22 protein-coding genes and 2 pseudogenes are annotated in these 26,118 nt (G+C 62.2%); 8 read left to right on the forward strand and 16 right to left on the reverse strand.

Annotated features, from left to right (window positions below; translation table 11 throughout):
• Positions 1-105: 105 nt before the first annotated feature.
• The 12 genes and pseudogenes from cheD to flhD form a co-directional block, all read right to left on the reverse strand.
• On the reverse strand, positions 106-714 hold the full coding sequence (gene cheD / locus CSZ94_RS12475; protein WP_071078257.1) for a chemoreceptor glutamine deamidase CheD: 609 nt from the start codon (positions 712-714) through the stop codon (positions 106-108).
• Positions 715-723: 9 nt separating this feature from the next.
• The gene (locus tag CSZ94_RS12480) at positions 724-1,596 is read right to left on the reverse strand and encodes a CheR family methyltransferase (protein WP_102121798.1); all 873 of its coding nucleotides are present in this window, start codon (positions 1,594-1,596) and stop codon (positions 724-726) included.
• A 71-nt stretch (positions 1,597-1,667) separates the two neighbouring features.
• Positions 1,668-3,385: pseudogene (locus CSZ94_RS12485) on the reverse strand (methyl-accepting chemotaxis protein).
• Between the two features lie 195 nt (positions 3,386-3,580).
• Complete coding sequence (locus CSZ94_RS12490) at positions 3,581-4,087, reverse strand: chemotaxis protein CheW (RefSeq protein ID WP_102121799.1); 507 nt, start codon at positions 4,085-4,087, stop codon at positions 3,581-3,583.
• 30 nt (positions 4,088-4,117) lie between these two features.
• Positions 4,118-6,301 (reverse strand): chemotaxis protein CheA, encoded by a 2,184-nt coding sequence (gene cheA / locus CSZ94_RS12495; protein WP_102121800.1) that lies wholly within the window; start codon positions 6,299-6,301, stop codon positions 4,118-4,120.
• Between the two features lie 43 nt (positions 6,302-6,344).
• Complete coding sequence (locus tag CSZ94_RS12500; protein ID WP_034758362.1) at positions 6,345-6,710, reverse strand: response regulator; 366 nt, start codon at positions 6,708-6,710, stop codon at positions 6,345-6,347.
• Between the two features lie 83 nt (positions 6,711-6,793).
• Positions 6,794-7,342 carry a chemotaxis protein gene (locus CSZ94_RS12505; RefSeq protein ID WP_102121801.1) on the reverse strand — a complete coding sequence of 183 codons (549 nt, stop codon included), beginning with the start codon at positions 7,340-7,342 and terminating at the stop codon, positions 6,794-6,796.
• A 46-nt stretch (positions 7,343-7,388) separates the two neighbouring features.
• On the reverse strand, positions 7,389-8,354 hold the full coding sequence (motB, locus tag CSZ94_RS12510; protein ID WP_102121802.1) for a flagellar motor protein MotB: 966 nt from the start codon (positions 8,352-8,354) through the stop codon (positions 7,389-7,391).
• A 58-nt stretch (positions 8,355-8,412) separates the two neighbouring features.
• On the reverse strand, positions 8,413-9,273 hold the full coding sequence (gene motA, locus CSZ94_RS12515; protein ID WP_102121803.1) for a flagellar motor stator protein MotA: 861 nt from the start codon (positions 9,271-9,273) through the stop codon (positions 8,413-8,415).
• A gap of 219 nt (positions 9,274-9,492) precedes the next feature.
• Entirely contained in the window at positions 9,493-10,254 is a 762-nt protein-coding gene (locus CSZ94_RS12520; RefSeq protein WP_102121804.1) for an SAM-dependent methyltransferase, read from the reverse strand.
• A 103-nt stretch (positions 10,255-10,357) separates the two neighbouring features.
• A complete protein-coding gene (gene flhC, locus CSZ94_RS12525) occupies positions 10,358-10,921 on the reverse strand; it encodes a flagellar transcriptional regulator FlhC (RefSeq protein WP_102121805.1) in 564 nt (187 codons plus the stop codon).
• 39 nt (positions 10,922-10,960) lie between these two features.
• Positions 10,961-11,278, reverse strand: a complete 318-nt coding sequence (gene flhD / locus CSZ94_RS12530; RefSeq protein ID WP_034758381.1) for a flagellar transcriptional regulator FlhD — start codon at positions 11,276-11,278, stop codon at positions 10,961-10,963.
• A gap of 606 nt (positions 11,279-11,884) precedes the next feature.
• Here flhD and kynU point away from each other — a divergent pair.
• The 5 genes from kynU (at position 11,885) to CSZ94_RS12555 (ending at position 17,771) form a co-directional block, all read left to right on the forward strand.
• Positions 11,885-13,135, forward strand: a complete 1,251-nt coding sequence (gene kynU / locus CSZ94_RS12535; RefSeq protein WP_102121833.1) for a kynureninase — start codon at positions 11,885-11,887, stop codon at positions 13,133-13,135.
• A 20-nt stretch (positions 13,136-13,155) separates the two neighbouring features.
• Positions 13,156-14,028 (forward strand): tryptophan 2,3-dioxygenase, encoded by an 873-nt coding sequence (gene kynA, locus CSZ94_RS12540; RefSeq protein ID WP_102121806.1) that lies wholly within the window; start codon positions 13,156-13,158, stop codon positions 14,026-14,028.
• Between the two features lie 9 nt (positions 14,029-14,037).
• Positions 14,038-14,583 carry an RBBP9/YdeN family alpha/beta hydrolase gene (locus CSZ94_RS12545; protein WP_102121807.1) on the forward strand — a complete coding sequence of 182 codons (546 nt, stop codon included), beginning with the start codon at positions 14,038-14,040 and terminating at the stop codon, positions 14,581-14,583.
• Between the two features lie 105 nt (positions 14,584-14,688).
• Positions 14,689-16,743: a toxin-antitoxin system YwqK family antitoxin gene (locus tag CSZ94_RS12550; RefSeq protein WP_102121808.1), complete on the forward strand. Its 2,055-nt coding sequence runs from the start codon at positions 14,689-14,691 to the stop codon at positions 16,741-16,743.
• Positions 16,744-16,745: 2 nt separating this feature from the next.
• Complete coding sequence (locus CSZ94_RS12555) at positions 16,746-17,771, forward strand: hypothetical protein (RefSeq protein ID WP_102121809.1); 1,026 nt, start codon at positions 16,746-16,748, stop codon at positions 17,769-17,771.
• Positions 17,772-17,781: 10 nt separating this feature from the next.
• On the opposite strand, the gene CSZ94_RS12560 is transcribed toward CSZ94_RS12555, so the two are convergent.
• The gene (locus tag CSZ94_RS12560; protein ID WP_102121810.1) at positions 17,782-18,819 is read right to left on the reverse strand and encodes a hypothetical protein; all 1,038 of its coding nucleotides are present in this window, start codon (positions 18,817-18,819) and stop codon (positions 17,782-17,784) included.
• A 133-nt stretch (positions 18,820-18,952) separates the two neighbouring features.
• Here CSZ94_RS12560 and CSZ94_RS12565 point away from each other — a divergent pair, with 133 nt between their 5' ends.
• Positions 18,953-19,693, forward strand: coding sequence for an alpha/beta fold hydrolase (locus CSZ94_RS12565; RefSeq protein WP_102121834.1), 741 nt, complete (start codon positions 18,953-18,955; stop codon positions 19,691-19,693).
• Here the strand turns inward: CSZ94_RS12565 and CSZ94_RS12570 are convergent.
• From CSZ94_RS12570 to CSZ94_RS12580, 3 genes and pseudogenes are all read right to left on the reverse strand, one after another.
• Positions 19,670-20,035: a hypothetical protein gene (locus CSZ94_RS12570; protein ID WP_146009796.1), complete on the reverse strand. Its 366-nt coding sequence runs from the start codon at positions 20,033-20,035 to the stop codon at positions 19,670-19,672. The genes CSZ94_RS12565 and CSZ94_RS12570 overlap by 24 nt on opposite strands.
• Before the next feature lie 73 nt (positions 20,036-20,108).
• Positions 20,109-22,028 (reverse strand): molecular chaperone HtpG, encoded by a 1,920-nt coding sequence (gene htpG, locus CSZ94_RS12575; RefSeq protein ID WP_102121812.1) that lies wholly within the window; start codon positions 22,026-22,028, stop codon positions 20,109-20,111.
• A 98-nt stretch (positions 22,029-22,126) separates the two neighbouring features.
• Positions 22,127-23,546, reverse strand: a pseudogene (locus tag CSZ94_RS12580) (aminotransferase-like domain-containing protein).
• A gap of 127 nt (positions 23,547-23,673) precedes the next feature.
• Here CSZ94_RS12580 and CSZ94_RS12585 point away from each other — a divergent pair.
• Positions 23,674-24,591 (forward strand): DMT family transporter, encoded by a 918-nt coding sequence (locus CSZ94_RS12585; RefSeq protein WP_102121813.1) that lies wholly within the window; start codon positions 23,674-23,676, stop codon positions 24,589-24,591.
• A 175-nt stretch (positions 24,592-24,766) separates the two neighbouring features.
• Positions 24,767-25,960, forward strand: a complete 1,194-nt coding sequence (locus CSZ94_RS12590; protein WP_102121814.1) for an aminotransferase-like domain-containing protein — start codon at positions 24,767-24,769, stop codon at positions 25,958-25,960.
• Positions 25,961-26,118: the final 158 nt, after the last annotated feature.

Below are 26,118 nucleotides of genomic sequence, written 5' to 3' on the forward strand. Positions count from 1 at the left end.
AAAATATCCTTCCAGGCCTTGCAGCCCTTATTCTTTATCAAATTAGCACGTCCGACAAAACCGTCGCAGGTCCCACAGCGACGCGCAGCTGGTTTCGCCAGATGTTTAAAACAGCTCGATCTCGCCGCCAACGGGCGCAACCTTGAGACGGCTTGCGTAATCGAGTTCGCGGCGCACCAGGGTGTCGTTGTGCGTCTGCATCAGCTTTTTCACCAGCACCTTGCCGCTGCGGGGGAAAAAATACACCTTGCGCGGGTGGATGTCATTCAAGTCCTCGGCCACCACGCGCATCTTTTCCGCCTTCAGGTAATTGATGACGAAGGCCGCATTGCGTTCACCGACGTTGATCGCCGTGAAGCCGCGCAGCACGGCGCCGCCGCCAAACACTTTCGCTTCCATGTTCTCGCGCCGCGCGCCGGCCTTCAGCAAATCATTGATCAGGATCTCCATGGCGTAAGTGCCATAGCGCATCGACGCCGAAATCGGGCTATTCGGATCGCTGCCGCCGTCGGGCAGCATGAAATGGTTCATGCCGCCCAGGCCCGTGACACGGTCGCGGATGCAGGCCGAGACGCAGGAGCCGAGCACGGTGACGATCAGCATGTCCTTGTTGGTAAAGTAATACTCACCAGGCAAAATCTTGGCGGCGTCACAATTGAACGTCCGGTCGTAATAGACGTTAGTGGCAAATTGCTCTTTGGATTCCAGGCTCATATTTCACTCTCATGTACGATGCGACGAAGCCTTGGGCGCGGCGCCCCGAGGCTGATCGAGCTCATAGACTGTTTTACCGCGCAGTTTCAATGAATCCGACACGTACAGGAAATTCTCCGAATGGCCTGCAAACAGCAGGGCATCGGGCTTCATCAACGGCACAAAGCGCGAGAGGATCTTGCGCTGCGTCGCCTTGTCAAAATAAATCATCACATTACGGCAAAAGATGACGTCGAACTGGCCCGTCAATGGCCAGCTGTCGGCCAGCAGGTTGAGCGGCTTGAAGGTGATCATCTGGCGCAGTTCCGGGCGCACCCGCACCTGCCCCTCGCGGTCGCCCTTGCCGCGCAAGAAAAAGCGCCGCGCACGGTCCGCCGGCATCTTCTCGAGCCGGTCCAGGTTGTAGACGCCGTTGGCGGCCGTGGCCAGCACATTCGTGTCGATGTCCGTGGCGATGATAGTGACGGGCGGCGTGAGCGTATTGAACGCCTCGCATACCGTCATGGCGATCGAGTACGGCTCCTCGCCGGTGGAACTGGCAGAACACCAGATGGTGATCGGCCCGCTTAGTTTTTTCACATGCTCGGCCAGCAGCGGAAAGTGATGCGCCTCGCGGAAGAACGACGTCAGGTTGGTCGTCAGCGCATTCGTGAACGCTTCCCACTCATCGCCCATGCGCCCGGCTTCCAGGTCGTCCAGGTAGCGGACGAACGAGGAGATGCCGGTCGCGCGCAGGCGCCTGGCCAGGCGGCTGTAGACCATCTCCTGCTTGCTGTCGGCCAGCGCGATGCCGGCCCGCTTGTAAATCATGGCGCGGACCCGTTCGAAGTCCTTGCCGGTGAAATCAAATTCCTTGACCGAATCCGTTTTAGTTTGCGGCATTTTGTTTTTACCTCTCTATGACTACTCTGACCAATGCCTTTGCAAGTATAACTAGCGGGACCGGGTTGGCGTCAGAACTCTTCCCAATCGTCGCCGCCGGCCGCCGCCAGCTTTTTCGCGGGCGGTGGCGCGCCGGCCTGCGCCGTCTTTGCCAACCGCCGTGTAGTTGCCGCCACTGCCGGTGCAGGCCGTGTCGCCGCTTTCACCGGCACGGGCGCGGGCATGGCCGCTTGCGCCACGCTCTCGCCGTCCAGCTTGAAGATGCTGACGGCGTCGGCCAGTTTCTGCGCCTGCTCCTGCATGCTCTCGGCTGCCGCCGCCGCTTCCTCGACCAGCGCCGCATTTTGCTGCGTCATCTGGTCCATCTGCGCGATGGCCTGGTTCACTTCCTCGATGCCATGGCTCTGTTCCTGGGTTGCCGCCGTGATCTCGCCCATGATATCGGCCACCTGCCGGATCGACGTGACGATCAGGCCCATGGTCTGTCCCGCCTCGTCCACCAGGCGGCTGCCAGCATCGACCTTGTCGACCGAGTCGCCGATCAGGCCCTTGATCTCTTTCGCTGCCCAGCCGATCTTTGGGCCAGATTACGCACTTCAGACGCCACCACCGCAAAACCCCGGCCCTGTTCGCCTGCGCGCGCCGCTTCGACCGCCGCATTCAAGGCCAGAATATTCGTCTGGAACGCAATGCCGTCAATGACGCCGATAATATCGACAATCTTGCGCGAGCTGTCCTTGATGGAACCCATGGTATCGACCACTTGCGCCACCACCTTGCCGCCCTGCTCCGCCACCGACGATGCCGACACGGCCAGCTGGTTGGCCTGGCGCGCGTTGTCCGCATTCTGCTTCACGGTCGACGTCAGCTCTTCCATCGACGACGCCGTCTCTTCGAGCGAACTGGCCTGCGTTTCCGTACGCGCCGACAGGTCCGCATTGCCGCTGGCGATCTCGCGCGACGCCACGGTAATGGTGTCGGTCCCATTGCGCACGTCGCTGACCGTCTGCACCAGGCTCTCGTTCATGTCCTTGAGCGCTTGCTGCAACGCGCTCGTTTCATCCTTGCCCTCGACCACCACGCGCGATATCAGCTCGCCGGCTGCCGCCTTTTGCGCCACCGCCACGGCACCGGACAGCGGTACCGTGATCGAGCGCGTGATGAAGATAGCGCACCAGGCGCCGATCAGTACCGCCCCGCCGCCCAGGATGAAGAGTACTGTCATCAGGCGCGCATCGGCCGCCAGCGAGTCGTCCATGAAGCTTTGCTGGGCCACCTGCTGCAAGGCGAGCAGCTTGTTGATATCGGCCAGGGTCGTCTTGTTCAAAGGGTCGATGCGAGTGGCAATCACCTTGGCTGCACCCTCGCTGTTAAAGGCCAGCACCTGCCCCATGGCTTCCTTGAAGGCCGCATCGACTTCGCCGTCGACCTTGGCGATATTGGCCAGCAGCGTCTTCTCGCTATCGGACAGGCCCAGGCTGGCCAGCTTGCCGCGCGCGCCGTCGTACAGCTTGCGCTGCTCGCGCACCTTGCCCTCTTCTACCTGCATCAGGCCCACATCGCCCTGCAGACCGATATTGCGCATGGCGATACCGGTTTCCAGCATCGCGCTTTTCATCAGCGACGCCTGCGTATTCTTTTCGCTTGCCACTGCCAGGCCTGTGAGCAATTGGGCCTTGTTACGGTAATTCAGTGCATTCGCCGAAACGATGACCACCACCAGGATGGCAAGGATGCTGCCGAAACCTATTCCCAGCCGGGTGCCTATCTTGAAATCGCGCAAACTCATTACAGTCTCCAATATTTATGTGAACGGCGCCCGTTCAACCGGACGGCGCCGTGTTATGGCCGGGTCTCTGTCGGACCTTGCAGCCTGCCGGCGCGCCGCTAGATGCTGCTCGCGCCGGTACATGCATATCTGTAGTGATACTTTGCGTGGCCAAACGGCAGCGCACCGGGCGCCGCCTTGCTGCCATCCGGCTGCTTACGCCGCCAGCTTGTCGATCAGGCCCATCTCGCTGCTCGACATCAGTTTGTCGATATCGACCAGGATCAGCATGCGCTCGTCGATGGTGCCCAGGCCGATCATGTAGTCGGTCGAGAAGGCAGTGCCCATTTCCGGCGCCGGCTTGACCTGCTCCGGCGTCAGGGTTGTGACGTCGGAGACGCTGTCGACCACCATGCCGACGATGCGACCGCCGATGTTCAGGATGATCACCACCGTGAACTGGTCGTACACGGGCGTGCCCAGGTTGAACTTGATGCGCATGTCGACCACGGGAATGATGATACCGCGCAGGTTGATCACACCCTTGATGAATTCAGGCGCGTTGGCGATGCGGGTGACCGCTTCGTAGCCACGGATCTCCTGGACCTTCAGGATATCGATGCCGTACTCTTCGGAGCCCAGGGTAAAGGCCAGGAATTCACGGCCGGCGATATCCTTGCCGTCGCCCGCAGTGCTTCCGGATGTTTGTTGAGTATCTGACATGGTGCGTTTTCCTATCTTTATCTATCGGTATTACGAAAAAATGGACTCTTCGGCCAGCTGGCGAGAGGAACGGATCAGGGCAGCGACATCGAGAATCAGCGACACGCCGCCATCGCCCAGGATGGTGGCGCCGGAAATGCCCACCACCTTGCGGTAATTCGATTCGAGGTTTTTCACCACGACCTGCTGTTGTCCCACCAGGTCGTCGACAAACAGGGCCGCCTTGCGCCCTTCCGTCTCGAGAATCACGCAGATACCTTCCGAGGGACTGGTAAAGCGCGGTGTGATGTCGAACATCTGGTACAGCGGGATCAGCGGCAGGTATTCGCCGCGCACTTTCACCACCTGCCCGCGGCCAGCGATGTCCTTGATATCCTCAACGGCTGGCTGCAGCGATTCGATGACAAAGCCCAGCGGTAAAATATACACTTCGTCGCCGACGCGGATCGACATGCCGTCCAGGATGGCCAGGGTCAGCGGCAGCGAGATGGAAATCGTCGTGCCGAAACCCTTCGCCGAACGGATATCGACGACGCCGCCCATGGCGCTGATATTGCGCTTGACGACATCCATGCCCACGCCGCGGCCCGACACGTCGGTGACCGCTTCGGCGGTGGAAAAGCCGGGTGCGAAGATCAGCTGCCACACTTCGGCATCGCTCATCGTCTCGGACACGTCCAGTCCCTGCTGCTGCGCCTTGGCCAGGATGCGCTCGCGGTTCAGGCCCGCGCCATCATCGGATACCTCGATGATGATGTTGCCGCCCTGGTGGCTGGCCGAGAGGAACAAACGGCCGGCCTCGGTCTTGCCGGCGGCCACGCGGGCGGCCGGCATTTCCACGCCGTGGTCGATGCTGTTGCGCACCAGGTGCGTCAGCGGATCGACGATGCGCTCGATAAGGCCCTTGTCCAGTTCCGTGGCGGCCCCATTGGTAATGAAATCGACCTTCTTGCCCAACTTGGTCGCCAGGTCGCGCACCATGCGCGGGAAGCGCGAAAAGACGAAATCCATCGGCATCATGCGGATCGACATCACCGCTTCCTGCAAGTCGCGCGTATTGCGCGTCAGGTGGCCGACGCTGTCGAGCAGTTTTTCATGCAGCATCGGGTCGAGCGCGCTGGCGCGCTGCTCGATCATCGCCTGCGTGATCACCAGCTCGCCCACCAGGTTGATCAGCTGGTCGACTTTTTCAATCGAGACGCGGATCGACGACGATTCGGTACCTGCCTTCTCGCCCTCTTTCTTGGCCGGTTTCTTTTCCTGCTCCACCTCGGTCGCGGCGCTCGCCACGGCCGGCACGCCGGTGTTGCCCGCCTTGGCCGCATCGGCGCGAATTTGTTCGAGGGGCTGGAAGAAACCATAGCCCTGTTCGGCGTCGCTCTGCACACCAGCGGCGGCGCGGATATCCTCAATCGGCTGGAAGAAGCCATAACCGGGATCGGCCGCGCCAGGCGCCGCTGGCAGCGGGTCGAAGAAACCATAGCCCTGGGCTTTTTCCTGCGCCGCGCGGGCCGCTGCGGCTTCGCCTGGCGCCAATGGCGGCGCCTGCGTGATCACCATGTCGTCAGGATTGAGCACGAACGAGCAGATGGCCAGGATATCGTCCAGGCTTTCATGTGTCGTCACTTCCAGCACCTTGCGTGCGTCGGCCAGGGTGGACACGGCAACATCGCCCAGCAAGCCCAGTTCGGCCGCCAGCGCCTCGACTTCGCGCTCTTCCATCTTCGGCAGCTCCAGGCGATAGCGCTGGCCACCGGCATGGCTGACGGCTGCCTTTTCCGCCGTATGGAAGGCTGGCGCGACAGGCGTGAGCGCGGCCACGGGCACGTCTTGCGAGAACGACTGCAGCATCATGCGCACATTGGCCACGGCATCCTGGTCGACGGCGCTGCCCAGGCGATGGCCGTCGAGCTGCATCTTGAGGATGTCCTTGGCGGCCAAAAAGGCGTCGACGTGTTCCGCCGTCAGGGCCATCTGGCCCTGACGGATACGGTCGAGCAGCGACTCAAGGATGTGCGTCACCTCGCTCATGTCGGAGAGGCCGAACGTCGATGCGCCGCCCTTGATCGAATGGGCGGTGCGGAAAATGGCGTTCAGGTCTTCGGCGTCGGGCGCCGCAATATCGACGGCCAGCAGCAGCCGTTCTTTTTCAGCCAGCAGTTCTTCGGCCTCATCGAAAAAGACCTGGAAAAACTGGCTAATATCGATGGTCATAGGGTGACTCCGTCAATTGCATCGTTGCGCTGCTCGGCTGGCATTAGCCGATCACCTTCTTGACCACTTCGATCAGGCGTTGCGGATCGAAGGGCTTGACCAGCCAGCCATTGGCGCCGGCGGCACGTCCTTTCGATTTCATTTCGTCCGACGACTCCGTCGTCAGCATCAGGATGGGCACCTTCTGGTAGGTCGGCAGTTCGCGCAGCAACTTGATCAGCTCCAGGCCATCCATGCGCGGCATGTTCTGGTCCGTCAATACCAGGTCTACGGTTTGCAGCTTGGCTTTTTCCAGTCCGTCCTGGCCATCGACGGCCTCCACCACCTGGTAACCGGCGGCTTTCAGACTGAACGCCACCATCTGGCGCAATGAGCTGGAATCGTCCACTGCAAGTATCGTTTTGGCCATCTTTGCTCCCACTTATTCCGGGCATCCTGCCCGAGTATTTGATTAATCAATCCATGCAACCGCAAGCGTTCCGCACTGGCATGCTAGAACAGCTCGATGTCGCCACTTTCCATATGCTGCTGACTGACCGCCTTGCGCAGCACGCTGCGCAACTCCAGGCTTTGAATCGCCAGCGCCATGCTGACGCGCCCCAGCAAGGCGACAATTTCTTCATTGTCGCTCTCCGGCAACATCTCCGCGCCATGCGAGCCCAAGGTACCGAGGAACTCGCGCAAGCCCGTCACGCGCTTCAAGGTACGCTCGATCAGCTGACTGGTCATGTCCTGGAACTGCAGGCTGGTGATGGCGGCATTCACGTAACCCCCCACCTCATCCTGCAACGCCAGCAGTTTTTCCCGCTGTTGTTCGGCCGGAATACCACCTTCGAGCAGCAGGGCGATGGTATCTTGCTGCGCAGCGACAGCTGCATGTATCGCCATGAAATTGAAGGACAGCTTCTCGATCGCCTCTTCCAGCAAGAAGCCGGTCTGCACCAGGTCGGTTTCCACCTCCGTTAAGTGCTTGCGGCCATGGTCCGACACGCCGGACAGCAGGCGTTTCACATGCGAGCCAAGTACTTTCTTTCTTGTCATAAAAGTCTCATTGTTTCAATACACCACGCGTTGGCAGCCTTGCGTGTCATTTTTTCGCCGCTGCCGGGCTGGGAGCGGGCGGAGCACCTGCCGCCAGCCCTGAAGCGACAGCGGCGGAAGCGGCATCGGTCACCGGCAGCTCTATCGCCGCCCCATCGCGCAGAACATTTTCTTCCGTACGTTTGTTCATGACGATGATGCTGATGCGCCGGTTGATCGGGTTGAAGGGATCGAGCTTGTCCAGGTGGGCGGCCGAGCCCAGTCCCACCACGCGCAATACTTTTTCTTCCTTCATGCCGCCAATCACCAGTTCGCGCCGCGACGCATTCGCGCGGTCAGCCGACAATTCCCAGTTACTGTAGCCGGCATCGCTCATGTAGGGCGTCGAATCCGTGTGCCCGGACAGGCCGATGCGGTTCGGCACTTCATTCAGCACGAAGCCGATGGCGTGCAGGATTTCCTTGGTATATGGCTGCAGATTCGCATTGGCGAGCGCAAACATCGGACGATTCTGCTCGTCGACGATCTGGATGCGCAAACCTTCGCTGGTGATATCGAGCAGCAATTGGTTCTTGTATTTTTTCAGCAGGGGATCGGCGTCGATGGTCGCTTCGATGCGCGCCTTGAGCGCCTGCAGGCGCTTGCCTTCCTCGCGTTCGAGCGCGGCCTTGGCGGAATTGAGGTCAAACGACTTGCGCTGCGGCTCTTCCTGCGCCTTGCGTACCTGCCCATCCTGGCGTGACAGGTCCTGGCCGCCGCCCTGGATCACGGAATTGCTCTCGCCGCTGCCGGAACCGCCCGCCATCGCCACTTTTAGCGGTGTCTTGAAGAATTCGGAAATGCCGTTCAAGTCGCCCTTCGAGGTGGAGCCCAACAGCCACATCAGCAGGAAGAAGGCCATCATGGCCGTGACAAAGTCGGCGTAGGCGATTTTCCACGCCCCGCCATGGTGGCCGCCAGCCGTTTTCTTGATACGCTTGACGATAATCGGGCGCATGCCTTCATCGGCCATGGCGTCCCCCTTCCGTGTGCTGCAAATGACTCATAGTGTCCAGGCGTATGTTCACTGCTTACTTCGTTTTCGATTTCTTGATGTGGTCTTCCAGCTCGTTGAACGTCGGGCGCTCGGTCGAGAACAGGACCTTGCGGCCGAATTCCACGGCCAGCGCCGGCGCGTACCCGTTCAGGCTGGCTAGCAGGGTTACTTTCACGCACTGGAACATCTTGCTCGACTCTTCCAGCTTCTGCTCCAGCAGGCTGGCCAGGGGGCCCACGAAACCATACGCCAGCAAGATACCGAGGAAGGTGCCGACCAGCGCGTGCGCGATCAGCATGCCCAGCTCGGCCGGGGGGATGCCCACCGATTCCATCGTGTGCACCACGCCCATGACGGCGGCAACGATACCGAAAGCGGGCAAGCCGTCGCCCACCTTGGCAATCACGTGGGCCGGCACCGCGCCTTCGTGATGGTGCGTCTCGATTTCGTTGTCCATCAGATTTTCGATCTGGAAGGCATCCATATTGCCCGACACCATCAGGCGCAGGTAATCGGTCATGAATTCGATGATGTGGTGATCGGCCAGCACGGCCGGATACTTGGAAAACAGGGGGCTCTCTTCGGGCTTGTCGATATCGCCTTCGATCGACATCAAGCCTTCCTTGCGCACCTTGCTGAGTACTTCGAACAGCAGCGACATCAGCTCCATGTACAGCTCTTTGGTATAGCGCGAACCCTTGAACAGGCTGGGCAAGGCGGCGATCGTCGCCTTGATGGCCTTGTTATTGTTACCAACAAGGAAGGCGCCCAGGGCGGCGCCGCCGATCATCAGCAATTCTATCGGCTGGAACAGGGCCGCCAGATGGCCGCCGGCCATTGCGAAGCCGCCAAAGACCGAGGCGCAGACGAGGATGTATCCGATTATGACTAACAAAGTGCCCTGACTCCCAATAATGGCCTGGCCTGTGTGCCCGGCATGTTCAAACCTGTTCCTGCCCTCTGGCGGCTGCGCCGCCGACGAAGACAGCGGCAAAAAAGCAACCGGAAGTTAATTGAAATGTACTGCGTTTCAATGCAATTCCGAGAAAATGCCGTGTGGAACTACAATAACGTGAGATTGCCCCACGGGCAAGCAAATAACGCAGACAATTGCTTAAAAGCACCATATGTAAAGCAAAGGGCCACCCTCTGTGGCGGCGATGGTCTTATCGGGTTCGCGTGCCACAATCTGGAATTCGTAACTAAGAAGCATGCTACCGGGCAACATTTCCCTTTCTGCCTTGCTCCACAGGGCCGCCATCGCCGCCGGCGACAGGTAAGCAAAGACCGCATCATAGCGGCTGAAATCGAGCGCTTCGTAGTCGCCGCGCAGGAAGCGCGCGCGACTCCCCGACAGCCGCGCGCGCAAACGGCTTGCCAGCCACGGCAGCGGCGCCAGTTCGATGCCTGAAAACTGCCCATCGGGCCGGCGCCGCGCCAGGTCCAGCACCAGGCCGCCCAGGCCGCTGCCTATATCGATCAGGCGCACGCCGGGACGGTGCGCGATCAGCTCGGCGACCGCATGCCACACGCGCGGCCCCGACGGATAAAACGGCACTTGCGTGCGAAATGTGGACCAATACAGGCTCAGCAGGAAAACAAAGGCCGCCAGGAACACGGCCGGGGGCCAGTGCAACAGGCTGGCCGCCAGCAGCGCGGGCGCAAACAGCAAGCCGATGGCGCACCACCAGCGCGCCAGGCCCGCGCGCCAGGTCATGAGCGCCGCAAGCACACCCTGCAGCAAGGTCACGACCGGCAAGGACATGACCAGGCCCGCACGCGCCAGGCCATATACCAATAGCAACATCAAGGGAAAGGCCAGCACCTGGATCAGGATGGCCTTGAGCGCGGGCGCGCGCAGGATTTGTTGCAGCATGGGGCAGTCATCGGAGAAAAACGCCAGTGTAAGCGAAAGCACCATGAAAAAGCCGGAGTCCGGTCTGACGACCGGCTCCGGCTTGACCGATGCGCAGGCAGTATCAGGCGGTCACACGGGGCGACGCGACTGCTGCCGCTTCATCGCGCGCCTTCTTGGTCTTGCCTGCACGCGAAGGCATGTGGCACAGGCCGCAGACATAATCGGTGTTCAGGTCGAGGCAGTTGACGACAAACTTGCCGCCGCACTTGCCGCACGGCGCCATGTTCAGCATTTTGCTGCTGAAAAAGCGCACCAGGGTCCAGGCCCGCGTCAGCGACAGCTGCGGCTCTTCACCGGCCTCTGGCGGCATTTGTTCCAGATACAGCTTATACGCCTTCATCACGGCTTCGATGCCGGTGGCGCCGGCGTGGTCGACGAGGAATTTGTGGATATTGATGAACAGCGAGGAATGGATATTCGGCTGCCAGGTGAGAAACCAGTCGGTGGAAAAGGGCAGCATGCCCTTGGGCGGCGAGACGCCCTTCAATTCCTTGTACAGGTTCAGCAGGCGTTCGCGCGACAGCGAGACTTCGGTCTCCAGCAGTTGCAGGCGCGCTCCCAGCTGTATCAGCTCGATGGCCAACTGGATTTCTTGCGCTTCCGATACGACACTTTTCTTGGCCATGCTGACTGCTCCGCGACTGACGAGTACTAATTTAAAAACTTAGGCGATTTCTTCGACGCCCTGGCCGGCCATCAGGATAGCGGCATGCGACTGGGCCAGCGAGCGGTCTTTATTGTAGTTCGTCAACATGCCCAAGATGGCGCTGTCGTCGAAGCGGAAGCGGGCCAGCATCATGTTGCCGCCAGCGAGCTTCAGAATCTGCGCATTGCTCATGCCTTCGATCAATTCGGCGATTTCGGCGGCGATGCCCAAACGGAAGATGGCCGTTACCTTGTCCGCACGAATCATTTGCTGGGCCAGCATCAGGTAGCTCAGGTTAGCGTCGCGAATCTCAGCCATCATGTCGTTAGCAGTCATTTCCATCTCCTCAATCCGTTGAATTCAGCTGGCATTGTTTGTTGCCAGTGAGATACATTCTGCAGGAGCAACATCAAACGCAACAGAGGCGAAGGACTGTATTTTAGGTCGGGAAATGGCGGGCAGGACCGTAGGTGTTTGTCTGACAAACACTGCTCGATCATGCTTGCACGCCCGTAACGGCGCGGATGTGAAGGGTGTGCCCGGAGTGTGATTTACCCCACTTCAGGTCTGTAAAAAATTTCACTTTCTTACAACAACTTGATCAGAATCAAGCCTGCTTACCTAGATAACGGCTGCTTTGGCGGGAACTTTAGGGCTTTTTTGAAAAATATTTTAAAAAGCCGCATTCTTTTTCGGCCGGTTTGACACCGTTCATGTAATCGTTGACGGCGGCGAAGCGCAGAACTTTAGGGATTGTTGAAAATATTTTTAAAAATCGCGATTTTTTTCGTTGACGCCCCGCAGGGAGGCACTTTCCGTCCCCCGTCCGGCGCGGAAACTCCGCTTTATGACGGGGATTTGCTACACTGCCTGCTTCCGCACAATACTTTAAGCCTCAAGCAATATCGCGCCATTGAGACAAATACCAACATGAAAGCCACCATGATTTCTCGACATGACTGCAGCGCGCGCGATCTCGATGATCCCCTGGCGCCCCTGCGCCAGCAATTCGATTTGCCGCAAGGCGTAATTTACCTCGATGGCAATTCCCTGGGCGCCCGGCCGAAAGCAGCCCTGGCCCGTGCCCAGCACGTCATCACGGCCGAATGGGGCACGGACCTGATCCGCAGCTGGAATACGGCTGGCTGGTTCGACTTGCCCAAGCGCCTCGGTGACCGCCTGGCCCCATTGCTGGGCGCCGGTGCGGGCGAAGTGGTCATCACCGACACCACCTCCGTCAACTTGTTCAAGGCCCTGGCCGCCGCCCTGCAGATGCAGGCCAGCGATCCCGCGCATGCCGCGCGGCATATCATCGTCAGCGAACGCAGCAACTTCCCCACCGACCTGTACATGGCGCAAGGCCTGGCCGCCTGGCTCGACCGCGGCTACCAGTTGCGCTTGGTCGACAGTCCCGAGGAACTGGCGCAAGCCATCGCCGCCGATTGCGCCGTCGCCATGCTCACGCACGTCAACTACCGTACCGGCTACCAGCATGACATGGCCGTCATCAGCAGCCATTGCCATGCGCAGGGCGCGCTGGCGCTGTGGGACCTGGCCCATTCGGCCGGCGCCGTGCCGCTGGACCTGAACGGCGCCGGCGCCGACCTGGCCGTCGGCTGCACCTATAAATACCTGAATGGCGGCCCCGGCTCGCCCGCCTTCATCTGGGTGCCGGCAGAGCACCAGGCGCGCTTCCGCCAGCCTTTGTCCGGCTGGTGGGGCCACGCCACGCCGTTCGCCATGGACCCGGGCTACACACCGGCCGACGGCATCGCCCGCGCCCTGTGCGGCACGCAGCCCATCGTCTCGCTGGCCCTGGTCGAATGCGGCCTGGAGATCTTTGCGCAAACGAGCATGGAAGCGATACGCCGCAAGTCGCTGGCCCTGACGGACCTGTTCATCGCCCTGGTGGAACAGCGCTGCGCCAGCCATCCGCTGGGCCTCGTCACGCCGCGCGAGCATGCGCGGCGCGGCAGCCAGGTCAGCTTCACGCACCCGCACGGCTATGCCGTGATGCAGGCGCTGATCGCGCGCGGCGTGATCGGCGACTACCGCGAACCGGCCATCATGCGCTTCGGATTCACGCCCCTGTACACCAGCTTTGCCGACGTCTGGGATGCCGTGGAAATCTTGCGCGACATCCTCGACACACTAGCCTACGACATCGCCGCCAAGCGCGATGCCGTCACCTGAACCTGGACCAAGAGAAGACCATGAGCGAAGAAAACAGCAGCGGCTGCCCCATGCATGCGGGCGCCCAGCAAGGCGCCGAGTGGCATGGCGCGCAGATGGATTTCAGCGAATCGATGAGCTACGGTAACTACCTGGCGCTGGACCGCATCCTGACGGCCCAGCATCCGCTGTCGCCGAACCACAACGAAATGCTGTTCATCGTGCAGCACCAGACCAGCGAATTGTGGATGAAGCTGATGCTGCACGAAATGCATGCCGTGCGCGCCAAGCTGCAAAGCGGCGAGCTGGCGCCCGCCTTTAAAATGCTGGCCCGCGTGGCGCGCATCATGGACCAACTGGTGCATGCCTGGGACGTGCTGGCCACCATGACGCCGCCCGAATACACGGCCATCCGCCCCTACCTGGGCGCCTCGTCCGGCTTCCAGTCCTTCCAGTACCGCGAAATCGAATTCATCCTCGGAAACAAGAACGCCGCCCTGCTCAACGTGCATACGACGGCGCCGGACACCTATGCGGTGCTCGACGCCGCCCTGCGCACGCCGTCCGTCTACGATGAAGCCGTCAAGCTGCTGGCGCGCAGCGGCCTGCCCATCGCCCCCGAACGCCTGGACGCCGACTGGACCCTGCCGACCGCCGCCGACGCCTCGGTCAAGGCGGCGTGGCTGGAAGTCTACCGCGACCCGTCGAAATACTGGGCCTTGTACGAGCTGGCCGAAAAACTGGTGGACCTGGAAACGGCCTTCCGCTTCTGGCGCTTCCGCCATGTGACGACGGTGGAACGCATCATCGGCTTCAAGACGGGCACCGGCGGCACGGCGGGCGTGAGCTATTTGCGCAAGATGCTCGACGTGGTATTGTTCCCGGAACTGTTTGCCCTACGCACCGAACTTTAAGGAGCATCGATGTCGCCTCTCGTCCTGACCCTGGCCGGCCTGTGGAATTCCGGGCCGCAGCATTGGCAAAGCCATTGGGAAGCGCGCCACCCGCAATGGTTGCGCGTGCCGCACCGGGAATGGCAGACGCCGGACAAGGATGAATGGGTGGCGGAGCTTGACCGCGCCATCGCCGCCTGCGAGCGCCCGCCCGTGCTGGCGGCGCACAGCCTGGCCTGCGCGCTGCTGGCCCATTGGGCTGCCAGCGGCTCGCCGCACAAGATCGCCGGCGCCTTCCTGGTCGCCCCCAGCGATGTGGAAGCGCCCTCCTACCCCGCCGGCACGACGGGCTTTGCGCCCATGCCGCTGCAAGCCTTGCCGTTTCCCAGCCTGGTGGTGGCCAGCGGCGATGATCCCTACGTCAGCTTCGCGCGGGCGCGCGCGTTTGCCGCCGCCTGGGGCAGCGAACTGACCATGATCGGCGATGCCGGCCATATCAATGGCGATGCCGGCTACGGCCCCTGGCCGGAAGGCGAGCAGCTGCTGCTGGATTTTTGCGCCGCCCACCAGGCCTGAACCGGGGCGCGCACCGCACACGATACGCGTGCGCATTTGCCCGCATCGCCGAAGACAGGCAGAATCGTGGCCTTTCCATAGCGGCGCCCCGGCGCCTGCCCCACGATGAAACGTCTGCTACTGCCCTTGCTGCTTTGCTCCGCGCTCGCCCACGGCGCACCCTTCTACGAAGGCAAGAGCCTCGCCCACCCCGCCATCAGCGCCTCGCAGGATAGCGGCCTCGATATCGCCTTCATCAAGGAAAAAGAAGGCGTCAACGGCTATTACTGCGAATGCAAGGGCAGCAGCGCAAAACCCCTGCTGCTCGACCAGTTCGGCAACGCCGTCATCCGCTCCGTCTTCTACGCGTCGCTGGACAAGGAGTCGGACACCAGCGTGCAGACCATGCTGGTGCTGTTACGCCAGGGTGACAAGAACGACCTGCGCGCCTACCGCTACCATCGCAGCTCCGGCAAGTACCGACGCCTCGACGGCTTGCAGCCGGCACTGAACCGCATCGTGGCGCAAAGTGGCTCGCCCAACGCGGGCCAGGTCAAGGCGGCGCTGGCGAAACTGGCGCCCATGGATTACAGCGTCGCGCGGGGCAAGAGCGGCAATGCGGACTTCGACGCCATCGACCATACGCAAGGCACCATCGTCGGCTACTACAGCGATGACGGCAAGCCCGTGGCGGCAGGCGCCAAGGACGCCATCACCTACAAGAAAACCTTCCAGAAAAAAGGCGAGCGTTTTCTCACCGCCAGCTACACCCTGTACAGCGATGCGGGCGCCGGCATCCTGCCCAATTACCACCTGTGGCAAGTGACGTGGGAAACGGCGCCGCAGCAATTCACTGGCAGCGAAGACGGCCCGTCCGTCCTCTACAGCCTGGCCTGGGATGACGGCTCGGTGATCGAGCGGGGCCAGTACGTAAAGGGCAAGCGCCAGGGACTGTGGGTGCGCGAGGGCATGCACGAAGGCAGCGAGAAAGGTCACTTCGTCAACGGCCTGCAGGAAGGCCTGTGGCACTTCGAGTATCCCAAGCAGAGCGAGAGCGGCATGTACCGGGCCGGCAAGCGCGAAGGCCGCTGGGCGATCGTCAACTATGCCGATGAAGAGGAAGTGACGGGTTTCGACACCTACGCGGGCGGCCAGTTGAACGGCCCGCACGAACGCCGCATGGGCGGCAAGCTGCAAACGCGCGGCAACTACGTGAACGGCACGCGCCATGGCGCATGGATCACGGAAGATGGCGACGGCAGCTTTATCGACGGCTTGCGCGACGGGCCGTGGAAGCTCAAGCTCAAGGACAAGGTGACGCAAAGCGTCACTTTTGTGAAAGGCAAAAAACAGGGCGAGGCCCTCGACACGGATGCGCAAGGCGCACTGCGCGTGCGCGACCACTACCAGGCGGGCGTGCTCGATGGCAGCCGCACGCGCTATCTGGGTCCGGCCGGCAAGGAATACCTGATCTACACGGCCACCTACCGCAACGGCCAGCTCGATGGCCGCGAACAGGCGTTCGACGACAGCGGCAAAGTCCTGCGCCTCGATACGCTATGGGACAAGGGCAAGAAGCAGGGCCTGGACGCGCGCTACTACCCGAACGGCAAGCCGGAACGCCTGGCCGTCATCGACCAGGGGCGCCTGCTCACGCACCTGCGCGAATACGATGAAGACGGCCAGCTGCTCAACGACATTCACCGCTGCACCTTCAAAGAATACGGCAGCACGCGCGACGACGTCTGCGAATACCACCACATGTACTACCCGGACGGCAAGCCGCAGTATGACTACGCCTTCCAGTACGGCCAGCGCCAGGAAGGTTATTCGAACTACCCGAATGGCAAGCGCAAGGACGAACTGCTGCTCGACCGCGCCGCCGACAGGTCCGTCGTCAACGCGTATTACGAAAGCGGCCAGCTCAAATGCACGGAGCCGCGCAGCGGCCACAGCACGCGCACCGTGAATGGCGAGACCATCATCAGCTACGCTTCGGCCGACCGCGATGGCGACAATATCTGTTACCACCCGAACGGCAAGGTGGCCAGCATTTTCACCTTCCGCAAACGCGTGCTCGTCGATTGCGGCAAGCGCTACGATGACACGGGCAAGCAGACGTTCCCAGGACCGGAAGGCTGCCCGCCTCCCAGAAAAGTGGACTACCCCATCGGACTGTGACCATGACGCAAACAAGACAGCCGCAGTGCATCCAGAACCCCGGGCGCATCGACGCCGGGGCGATCCGCGCCGCCATCGCGAACGGCCAACAGGTGCTGGTGCAGTTCAATACCCTGGGCGAGCCCGGGCCGCTGCTGGCCGACCTCGACGCCCTGGCCGCCACCTGCGGCACGGCGCTGACCATCCGTATCTACGGTTACGATCCGAGGGTGTTCGATGCCCGCATCCTGCGCGCGCTGCCGCATGTGGCCAGCCTGTCCATCGACTGCCACCGCAACGCCCTGTATCTGGAAACCCTGGGCGAGTTGCGCCACCTGAAGCGCCTGAGCCTGGGCGTGTACGAGCTGGCGCAAGCCGACATCCTTCAACTGGATAATTTGCGCGGCCTCGAGTACCTGCACCTGGGTGTATCAGCCAGGAACAATATCGATCTGGCGCCCCTGCGCCACTACGCACATCTGGCCAGCCTGGTCATCGAGGGCCACAGCCAGCATATCGACACCCTGGCCAGCCTGGCGACGCTGCATGAGCTGTCGCTGTACAGCATCAAGAACAAGGTAGCGCTGGATTTCATATCGGAGATGGCCCGCCTGGACAGGCTGCTGTTGCAGCTGGGCGGCCGAGAATCGCTCGCGCACATCGAGGCGCCGCTGTTGAGAAAACTGGAAGTGATACGCGTGCGCGGCCTGGAAACGCTGGGCGATATCGGCCGCTTTCCCCTACTCCAGGCGCTATGGGTGGAAGACCAGATCAAGCTGCGGCACATCGCGCTGGGCCCCAATCCCGTGCTCGAACGCCTGAACATTCACACCTGCAAGACGCTCGACAGCTTGCCCGGCCTCGCCGCCTTGCCCACCCTGCGCCTGCTGTCGGCATCCGAGACCACGCTCGACATCGACGCGTTGCTGGCGCATGGCTTGCCCGCGTCCCTGACGCATACGCGCCTGCGCACCGGCAGGAAAACACGCGACGACGCCATCGCCGCGCAGCTGGCGCAACTGGGCTACGACGAGGCGCGCCTGTATTGACCTGGCGGACTTACCTGCCGACCGCCAGCTTGCGCTGCCACAATGCCACGTCGATCATCACGCCATCTGCGCCCGTATTGCGGATGTAGACGCGGTAGCTGCCCTGCCCCATGTCGCCATCGAGGTATGCCGTGCGCTCGTTGCGCTGCAATCTGGCGCCCTTGGCCAGCTGGCGGTAGCGTTCAACCACCATGTCGAAACTGGCATAACTGCGCAGCGCCACTTCCAGGTCGCGCGGTGGACGGCCTTCGGCATGGTCCAGCACATTATTCTGTTTCTTGCCCTTGAGTGTGAGCGGATAGGCAAACACGCCGGCACCGGCCGACGTCAGCACCGTGGATTTATCTAGCAGCAGCGGCAAGAGCGCCGGTGGATACGCAGGTGGCAACTGGGCGCGGTTCCAGCCCGGCAAGGCCGGCTGCGCCAGCACATACTCGACGCTGGCGATCTTCTGCCCATCGGCGCCCGCTTCCTTGTCGCCCGCGATCAGCGCCAGCATGGGCGGCAATTGCCGAGCCCAGGCCAGCAAGGGCGCCGCTTCGCCGACCAGCATGCCCTTGCGGTGGAACACCGTCAGTACCGCATTCGGATCGGGATTGCAGACTTTCGCCAGCGGCTGGCCCTCCAGGTGGCAATGTCCGTTGACCAGGCCAAAAGCAAGGATGACACCTCGCTTGTCGAGCAGCATGGCGCCCCGTTCGCGACCCTGCTTGCGGTCATTCATCGACGCCAGCAACTGGCGGCCATCGGCCAGCACGGCGCGCGTGGCGTCGCGCTTTTCGCTGATCGCTTCAAGCGCCTGTACCAACAACAATTCGTCGTCTTCCGTGTAGCTACCGCGCGCGTAACCGAAGAAATCAAACAGGGCCGCGCGCACCTGCGCGTCGTCGCTCAGGCGCGGCAAGGGACCGCCTGCCAGCAGGGAAGACAGGCTTTTCCCGGCCGGCGCCGAGGGTGCCGCCGTGGCGCGGGCGGGCTGGGAAAGGACGCAGGCCGCTGCCAGCAAGGCGCCGCCAAGTGTGCGGAAATTCGAAAAGATGATATGCATGATTCTGTCTGTCGGGGATTTGGCCGCTATGACGGCCACGCATGAAGCGCAGGCGATTCTAGCATGGCGCCAGCCCCCATGCGGTGCGGCTGGCGGACGGCGTGTGGCCGGCGCGGCTGTTATGATGGCCGCAATGACGATATCCCCCCCTGCCTCGACACTGCTTGTCCTCCTGCCCGGCATGGATGGCACGGCCCGGCTATTCCAGCGTTTTGACGCCGCCTTGCGCGCGCAAACCGCCATCGACACCCAGGCCATCGCCTATCCGGCCGCACCGCTGGACTATGCCGCACTCGAAGCGTTCGTGCGCGAGCGCTTGCCGCAAGACCGCCCTTTCGTCGTACTGGCCGAATCGTTTTCGGGACCGCTGGGGGCAGCTTTGCGCGCCCATCCACCGCCCGGTATGCGCGCCCTGGTCCTGTGCTGTTCCTTCGTGCGCAATCCGCGCCCGATGCTGGCGCCACTGCGCCACCTGCTGGACTTCGTCCCCTTTGGCGCCCTGCCCGGCTTCGCCCTGCGCCAGGCGCTGCTGGCGCCCTACGCCACGCCGCCACTGCAGGCGGAACTGGCGGCGGCGCTGGCACAGGTGCCGCCCAGCGTGCTGCGCCAGCGCCTGCGCGCCGTGCTGGCGATAGCAGAAAAAGACGCCTCACCCAGCTTCGCGCGCGGCAGCCTGCCCGTGCTGTATTTGCGCGCCCGCCACGACCGCCTGGTACCGCCGGCAAACGCCTTGCAGATACTGCGGCAGGCAGCGGGCACGCAGCTGATCGACATCGACGCGCCGCACATGCTGCTGCAAGCGGCACCGCAGGCGGCCGCAGTGGCTGTCGCCGCTTTCATCGCCGGACTGTCATCCGCGCAGGAATCTGCTTAAGCGCGCGCTGGCCAGCACGGCCAGCCAGCTCAAGCCGCCCGACAGCACGCTGAAGTAGATGACCCGCAGCGGATGCTGGGGCAGCAGGTAGCTGAGTACCGCCGCGCCCAGCAAGCCACACAGCGCAGGCTTCCACCAGCCGGGCGGCAGCAGCGCCAGCAGCAAATTCGTACCCGCATACACGTAAAACACCAGCAGCAGGGCCAGGCCGCCGGCCACGCCGCGCGAGCCGAGGCTGCCGAACAGCTGCGTGTACAGGAAAAACCCCAGCCAGCTCAACACAATAAACAGCAGGCAGCCCAGCGCATGCGCGCCCAGGCCCGCCATCAAGCGATTCTTCATGGTGCCCCTTAAAAGAAAAAGCCGGCCCTTTCACGCAGAAAGGGCCGGCTTGCTGATGCTGACAACAAGGCGATTACTTCGCCGTATTGAGCAGCAATTCGTTCAGGCGCTTGACGAAACTGGCAGGATCGGCCAGCGAACCGCCTTCGGCCAGCATGGCCTGGTCGAACAGGATGTTGGCCCAGTCGCCGAACTTGCCGCCTTGCGCATCTTCGTATTTCAGACGCGCCACCAGCGGGTGATTCGGGTTGATTTCCAGAATCGGCTTCGATTCCGGCGCGCTCTGGCCAGCAGCTTTGAGCATGCGCAGCAGGTTGCCCGACAATTCGTTTTCATCGGCCACCAGGCAGGCTGGCGAATCGGTCAGGCGGAACGTCACGCGCACGTCCTTGGCCTTGTCGGCCAGCACGGCCTTCATCTTGCCTACCAGGTCGGCGTACGAGGTTTCCGTTTCTTCGTGCTCTTTCTTTTCCGCCTCGTCTTCCAGCGCGCCCAGGTCCAGGCCACCCTTGGCGACGGAGACCAGTTCCTTGCCTTCGAAGTCCTGGATAAACGACAGCATCCATTCATCGACGCGGTCCGTCAGCAGCAGCACTTCGACGCCCTTCTTGCGGAAGATTTCCAGGTGCGGGCTGTTCTTGGCGGCGGCGTAATTGTCGGCCGTGACGTAGTAAATCTTGTCCTGGCCTTCCTTCATGCGTGCCACGTAGTCGGCGAACGAGGTGATTTGCTCGTCGCTGTCGTTGGCGGTCGAGGCAAAGCGCAGCAGCTTGGCCAGGCGTTCCTTGTTGCCCGCGTCTTCGCCGATGCCTTCTTTCAGCACCTGGCCGAATTCCTTCCAGAAGACGGCGTACTTGTCTTTCTTGTCCTGCTCGTCCGCATTCGCCAGTTCTTCCAGCATGCCCAGCACGCGCTTGGTCGAACCTTCGCGGATGACTTTCACGTCACGCGACTCTTGCAGGATTTCACGCGACACGTTCAGCGGCAAGTCGGCCGAGTCGATCACCCCGCGCACAAAGCGCAAATAGGTCGGCATCAGCTGCTCGGCATCGTCCATGATGAAGACGCGCTTGACATACAGCTTGATGCCGCCGCGCTTGTTACGGTCCCACATGTCGAACGGCGCCTTGGCCGGAATGTACAGCAGCTGCGTGTATTCGCTGCGGCCTTCCACGCGGTTATGCGTGTGGCTCAAAGGCGACTGGAAGTCGTGCGAGACGTGCTTGTAGAATTCGTCGTACTGTTCCGGCGTGATGTCGGCCTTGTTGCGGGCCCACAGGGCGCTGGCCTGGTTGACGGTTTCGAATTCGTCTTTCAGGACGGTTTCTTTTTTCTCTTCGTCCCACTCTTCCTTCTGCATCACGATCGGCAGCGAGATATGGTCCGAGTATTTGCGGATGATGGACTTGATCTTCCAGCTCGACAGCAATTCGTCCTCGCCTTCACGCAGGTGCAGGATGATGTCCGTGCCGCGCGACGGCTTGTCGATGTTCTCGATGCTGTAATCGCCTTCGCCGCCCGATTCCCAGCGCACGCCTTCAGAGGCGTCGACGCCGGCGCGACGCGTTTCGACGGTGATCTTGTCGGCGACGATGAAGCCCGAATAGAAGCCCACGCCGAACTGGCCGATCAAAGCAGCATCCTGCTGCTGGTCGCCCGACAGCTTGCCGAAGAATTCCTTGGTGCCCGACTTGGCGATGGTACCCAGGTGCGAGATCGCCTCGTCACGGGTCATGCCGATGCCGTTGTCGGAAATGGTGATGGTGCGCCCATCCTTATCGAAGCTGACCTTGATCTTCAATTCGTGATCGTTGCCGTACAGGGCGTCATTATCGATCGCTTCGAAGCGCAACTTGTCGGCCGCGTCGGACGCGTTCGAGACCAGTTCGCGCAGGAAGATTTCCTTGTTCGAGTACAGGGAATGGATCATCAGGTGCAGCATTTGCTTCACTTCGGTCTGAAAACCCAGGGTTTGCTTTTCGGAGACAGCCATTTTTACCTCATAGTCTTGTGGATGGGACGGATGCTACGGAGTTGGGGATGGTACAAGCAATTTCAAGAGCCCCTGCCGAATGTCCTGGAATATCCGGTTTAGCCCAGTGCGCGGGCGAAAAACGCCCAGATGCGCTCGTCCTGCACGGTGGCCAGGTTCAGGCGCATGCGGGTGGACGGCAGCTGGCGCGGGGAAAACAGGCTGCCCGGCGCCAGCACCAGCCCCTCGGCCAGCGCCTTTTCGGCCAGCAGATTCGTGTCGCAACCCGCGTCGGCCCACACGAACATGCCGGCCGGCGCTGGATCGAAGCGCAAGCCCGCCTGTTCGACCTTGCGGTACGTGCCCTCGCGCACCTTGTCGAGCCGTGCGCGCAGACGCTCCGCATGCTTGCGGTACAGCCCTTGCGAGAGGATTTTATACACCACGCGCTCGCCGATGTCGCTGGTGGTGAGCGTGGCCAGCATCTTGCGGTCGGCCAGGCGCTGCGCCCGCTCCGGCGACGTGGCGATGAAGCCCACGCGCAGGTTCGCCGCCAGGCTCTTGGAAAAGCCGCCCAGGTAAATCACGCGGCGCAGCTGGTCCAGCGCAGCCAGGCGCGTGGCCGGCTGCACCTCGCCGCCGGGATGCATGTCGCAATAGATATCGTCTTCGACGAGCAGGAAATCGTGCTGTTCGGCCAGGCGCAGCACCTGGAAGGCCTTGGCCGCCGACAGCGACGTCGAGCTGGGATTATGCAGCACCGAATTGATCACGTACAGCTTGGGACGGTGCAAGGCCGCCAGCTCGGCCAGCACGGCAATATCGGGGCCGTCGTTCAAGCGCGGGATGCCGATGACGTGCATGCCCATGGCGGCAAAGGCGCCGAACATCAGCCAATACGCAGGATCGTCGACGAAAATGGTTTCGCCAGGGCGGACAAACTCGCGCGCCACCAGGTCCAGCGCCTGCATCACGCCCACCGTGGTGACGATCTGCTCGGGCGGGCAGGCGATTTCCAGCCCCGCCAGTTTCAGCTGCAACTGCTGGCGCAGCGGCAGGAAACCCTGCGGCGCACCATAGCCCAGCAGCAAATTGCCGGGCTGGCGGCTGACTTCGCGCAAGGCGCGCGCCACCAGGTCGCCATCGAGCCACTCGGCGGGCAGCATGCCGGAGCCGGGCGCGGGGATGGCGGGCGTCTGGCGAAACATGTTTCGGATCAACCAGACTACATCCATAGTCTGCGCCGCCGCATCCTGCGCGCCAACGGGTGGCGCCGGCGTGTTCAACGGCGAGCGCTCGCGCACGAAAAAAGCCGGCGCCGCGCCGCGATTCCAGGTAGCCACGCGCCACCAGCTTGTCGTAGCTGGCCACCACCGTGGCGCACGACACGTTCAGGCTGGCGGCGCACTGGCGGATCGAAGGCATGCGCGCGCCGCCGCGCAGCAGCTTGTCGTCGATGCGCGCCGCCAGCGAGCGCGCGATCTGATCGATCAGGGTTTCGCCCGAGGCGCGCGACAACAAAGGGAGTGTATTGCCCATATGACCATTACAGTATGTGAAATTATGCGCGAAAGTGTATTTGTACTGTATTGCTATTCAGGCTTAGCATAGCAGCATGGATCACACAAATCCATGCCTTTCCTTTACTGCACGCACCAGGAAACCCATGTCTTCACTCACGCGCACCGCCACCTCTACCACCCACACGCCCCGCTTCAGCGATGATCGCAAGGGGTTGCTGCTGGGCCTGATCGCCGTCGCGCTGTTCAGCCTGACCCTGCCCTTGACCCGCCTGGCGGTGGCAGAACTCGACCCCACCTTTGTCGCCCTGGGCCGCGCCCTGGTGGCCGCCAGCCTGGCCGGCCTGTGGCTATGGCAGCAGCGCGCGCCCATGCCGCGGCGCGAACAATGGCTGCCGCTGGCGCTCGTGTCGCTGGGCTGCGTGCTGGGCTTCCCCTGGCTGACGTCGATCGCCATGCGCAGCCTGCCCGCCTCGCACGGCGCCGTGCTGGTGGGCATTTTGCCGCTGGCCACCGCCGTGTTTGCCGTGCTGCGCGGCAAGGAACGCCCTTCCCCGGGATTCTGGCTGATGGCCCTGTTCGGCACGGCGCTGGTAGTGGCGTTCGCGCTGCGCCAGGGCGGCGGCAGCTTTCACCTGGCCGACTGGCTGATGTTTGCCGCCGTGCTGCTCGGCGCCCTCGGTTACGCGGAAGGCGGACGCCTGGCGCAAGCCATGCCGGGCCAGCATGTGATTTCCTGGGCGCTGCTGCTGGCCGTGCCGTTTGTCTTGCCCGTGGTGCTGTTGAACGCCTGGCCGCAGCGCGCGCTGATGGCACAGGCCAGTGGCGCTGCCTGGCTGAGCTTTGCCTATATCTCCGTGTTTTCCATGTTTATCGGCTTCTTTTTCTGGTACCGGGGCATGGCGCTGGGCGGCGTGGCGCGCGTGGGACAGACGCAGTTGCTGCAGCCTTTCCTCACGCTGGTGGGCGCGGCCGTGCTGCTGAACGAGCCATTGACGGGCGAAAGCCTGCTGTTTGCCGGTGCCGTGATCGCCGTGGTGGGCATCGGACGCAAGCTGAAATGACCGGCTTGACGCCCGTTTGCAACGCCCTTGCGCGTGCCGATGGGCAGAGCGGCGTGCAAGCCGTACAATACTGCAGCACCATGGCGACGCTTATCCGGCGCCGCTTGCGCACGCACCGCCACAAGCGGGCCAACAAAACCAGCCGGCGCAGCTCGGCATCTTCCGTGAGACTCGTATGAAAATTGAAAATCCGAATCCGATCCAATGGCGCTTTGCCGAACGCGCGGAACAGCTGCAAAGCTCGTTCATCCGCGAAATCCTGAAGATCACGCAGCGTCCCGAGATCATCTCGTTTGCCGGCGGCCTGCCCTCGCCCGCCACCTTCCCCGTGGAAGAAATGAAGATCGCCTTCGACAAGGTCCTGTCGAACAATGGCAAGGTGGCCCTGCAATACGGCCCGACCGATGGCTATCTGCCGCTGCGCCAGTGGATCGCCGATTCCTTATCCAGACATGGCAGCACCATCCTGCCCGAACAAGTGTTGATGACGTCCGGCTCGCAACAGGCGCTCGATTTGCTGGGCAAGGTCCTGATCGACGAAGGCAGCCGCGTGCTGGTGGAAACCCCCAGCTACCTGGGTGCACTGCAGGCGTTTTCCGTCTACCGTCCCGAATTCGTTTCCGTCGACACCGATGACGAAGGCCTGGTGCCGGCGTCGATCGATCCCGTCGCCGATGGCGCGCGCCTGCTGTATGCGCTGCCGAACTTCCAGAACCCGACAGGGCGCAGCCTGTCCGTGGCGCGCCGCGTGGAACTGGTGGAAACCTGCGCCCGTCACGGCCTGCCGCTGATCGAGGATGATCCGTACGGCGCCCTGAGCTACAGCGGCGAACCGTATCCGAAGATGATCAACATGAATCCGGACGGCGTGATCTACATGGGCTCCTTCTCCAAGGTGCTCACGCCCGGCATCCGCCTCGGCTACGTGGTGGCCCCGCTGCCGCTGGTGCGCCGCCTGGAACTGGCCAAGCAGGCGGCCGACCTGCACACCTCGCAGCTGACGCAGATGGTCGTGCATGAAGTGATCAAGGATGGCTTCCTGGACCAGCATATCCCCAGCATCCGTAGCCTGTACGGCAAGCAGTGCCAGGCCATGCTGTCGGCGCTGGAAGAACACTTCCCGGCCGGCGTCGCCTGGACCAAACCGGAAGGCGGCATGTTCATCTGGGTCACGCTGCCGAAACACATCGACGCCATGAAACTGCTCGATGAAGCCATCGCCAACAAGGTCGCTTTCGTGCCGGGCGCGCCGTTCTATGCGAACACACCGGAAACGCACACCCTGCGCCTGTCGTTCGTGACGGTGCCGCCGGAACGCATCCGCGAGGGTATCGCCATCCTGGGCAAACTGATCGCCGCAAAAATGTAACTCACCCGCCACGCCCCGCCTTCTGCGGGGCGTGTCACTGCTGCTCCCAACGCCAAGGGGCACACGTCTTTCTCCCCCCAAAAACCGCCTTCACGATAGCAATTGCGTGTATTTATTCATAAAAATATTAATATAATAATATTTTACCTCCTCGTGCA

The organism is Janthinobacterium sp. ROICE36 (assembly GCF_002869965.1).
Classification (GTDB): Bacteria; Pseudomonadota; Gammaproteobacteria; order Burkholderiales; family Burkholderiaceae_D; genus Janthinobacterium.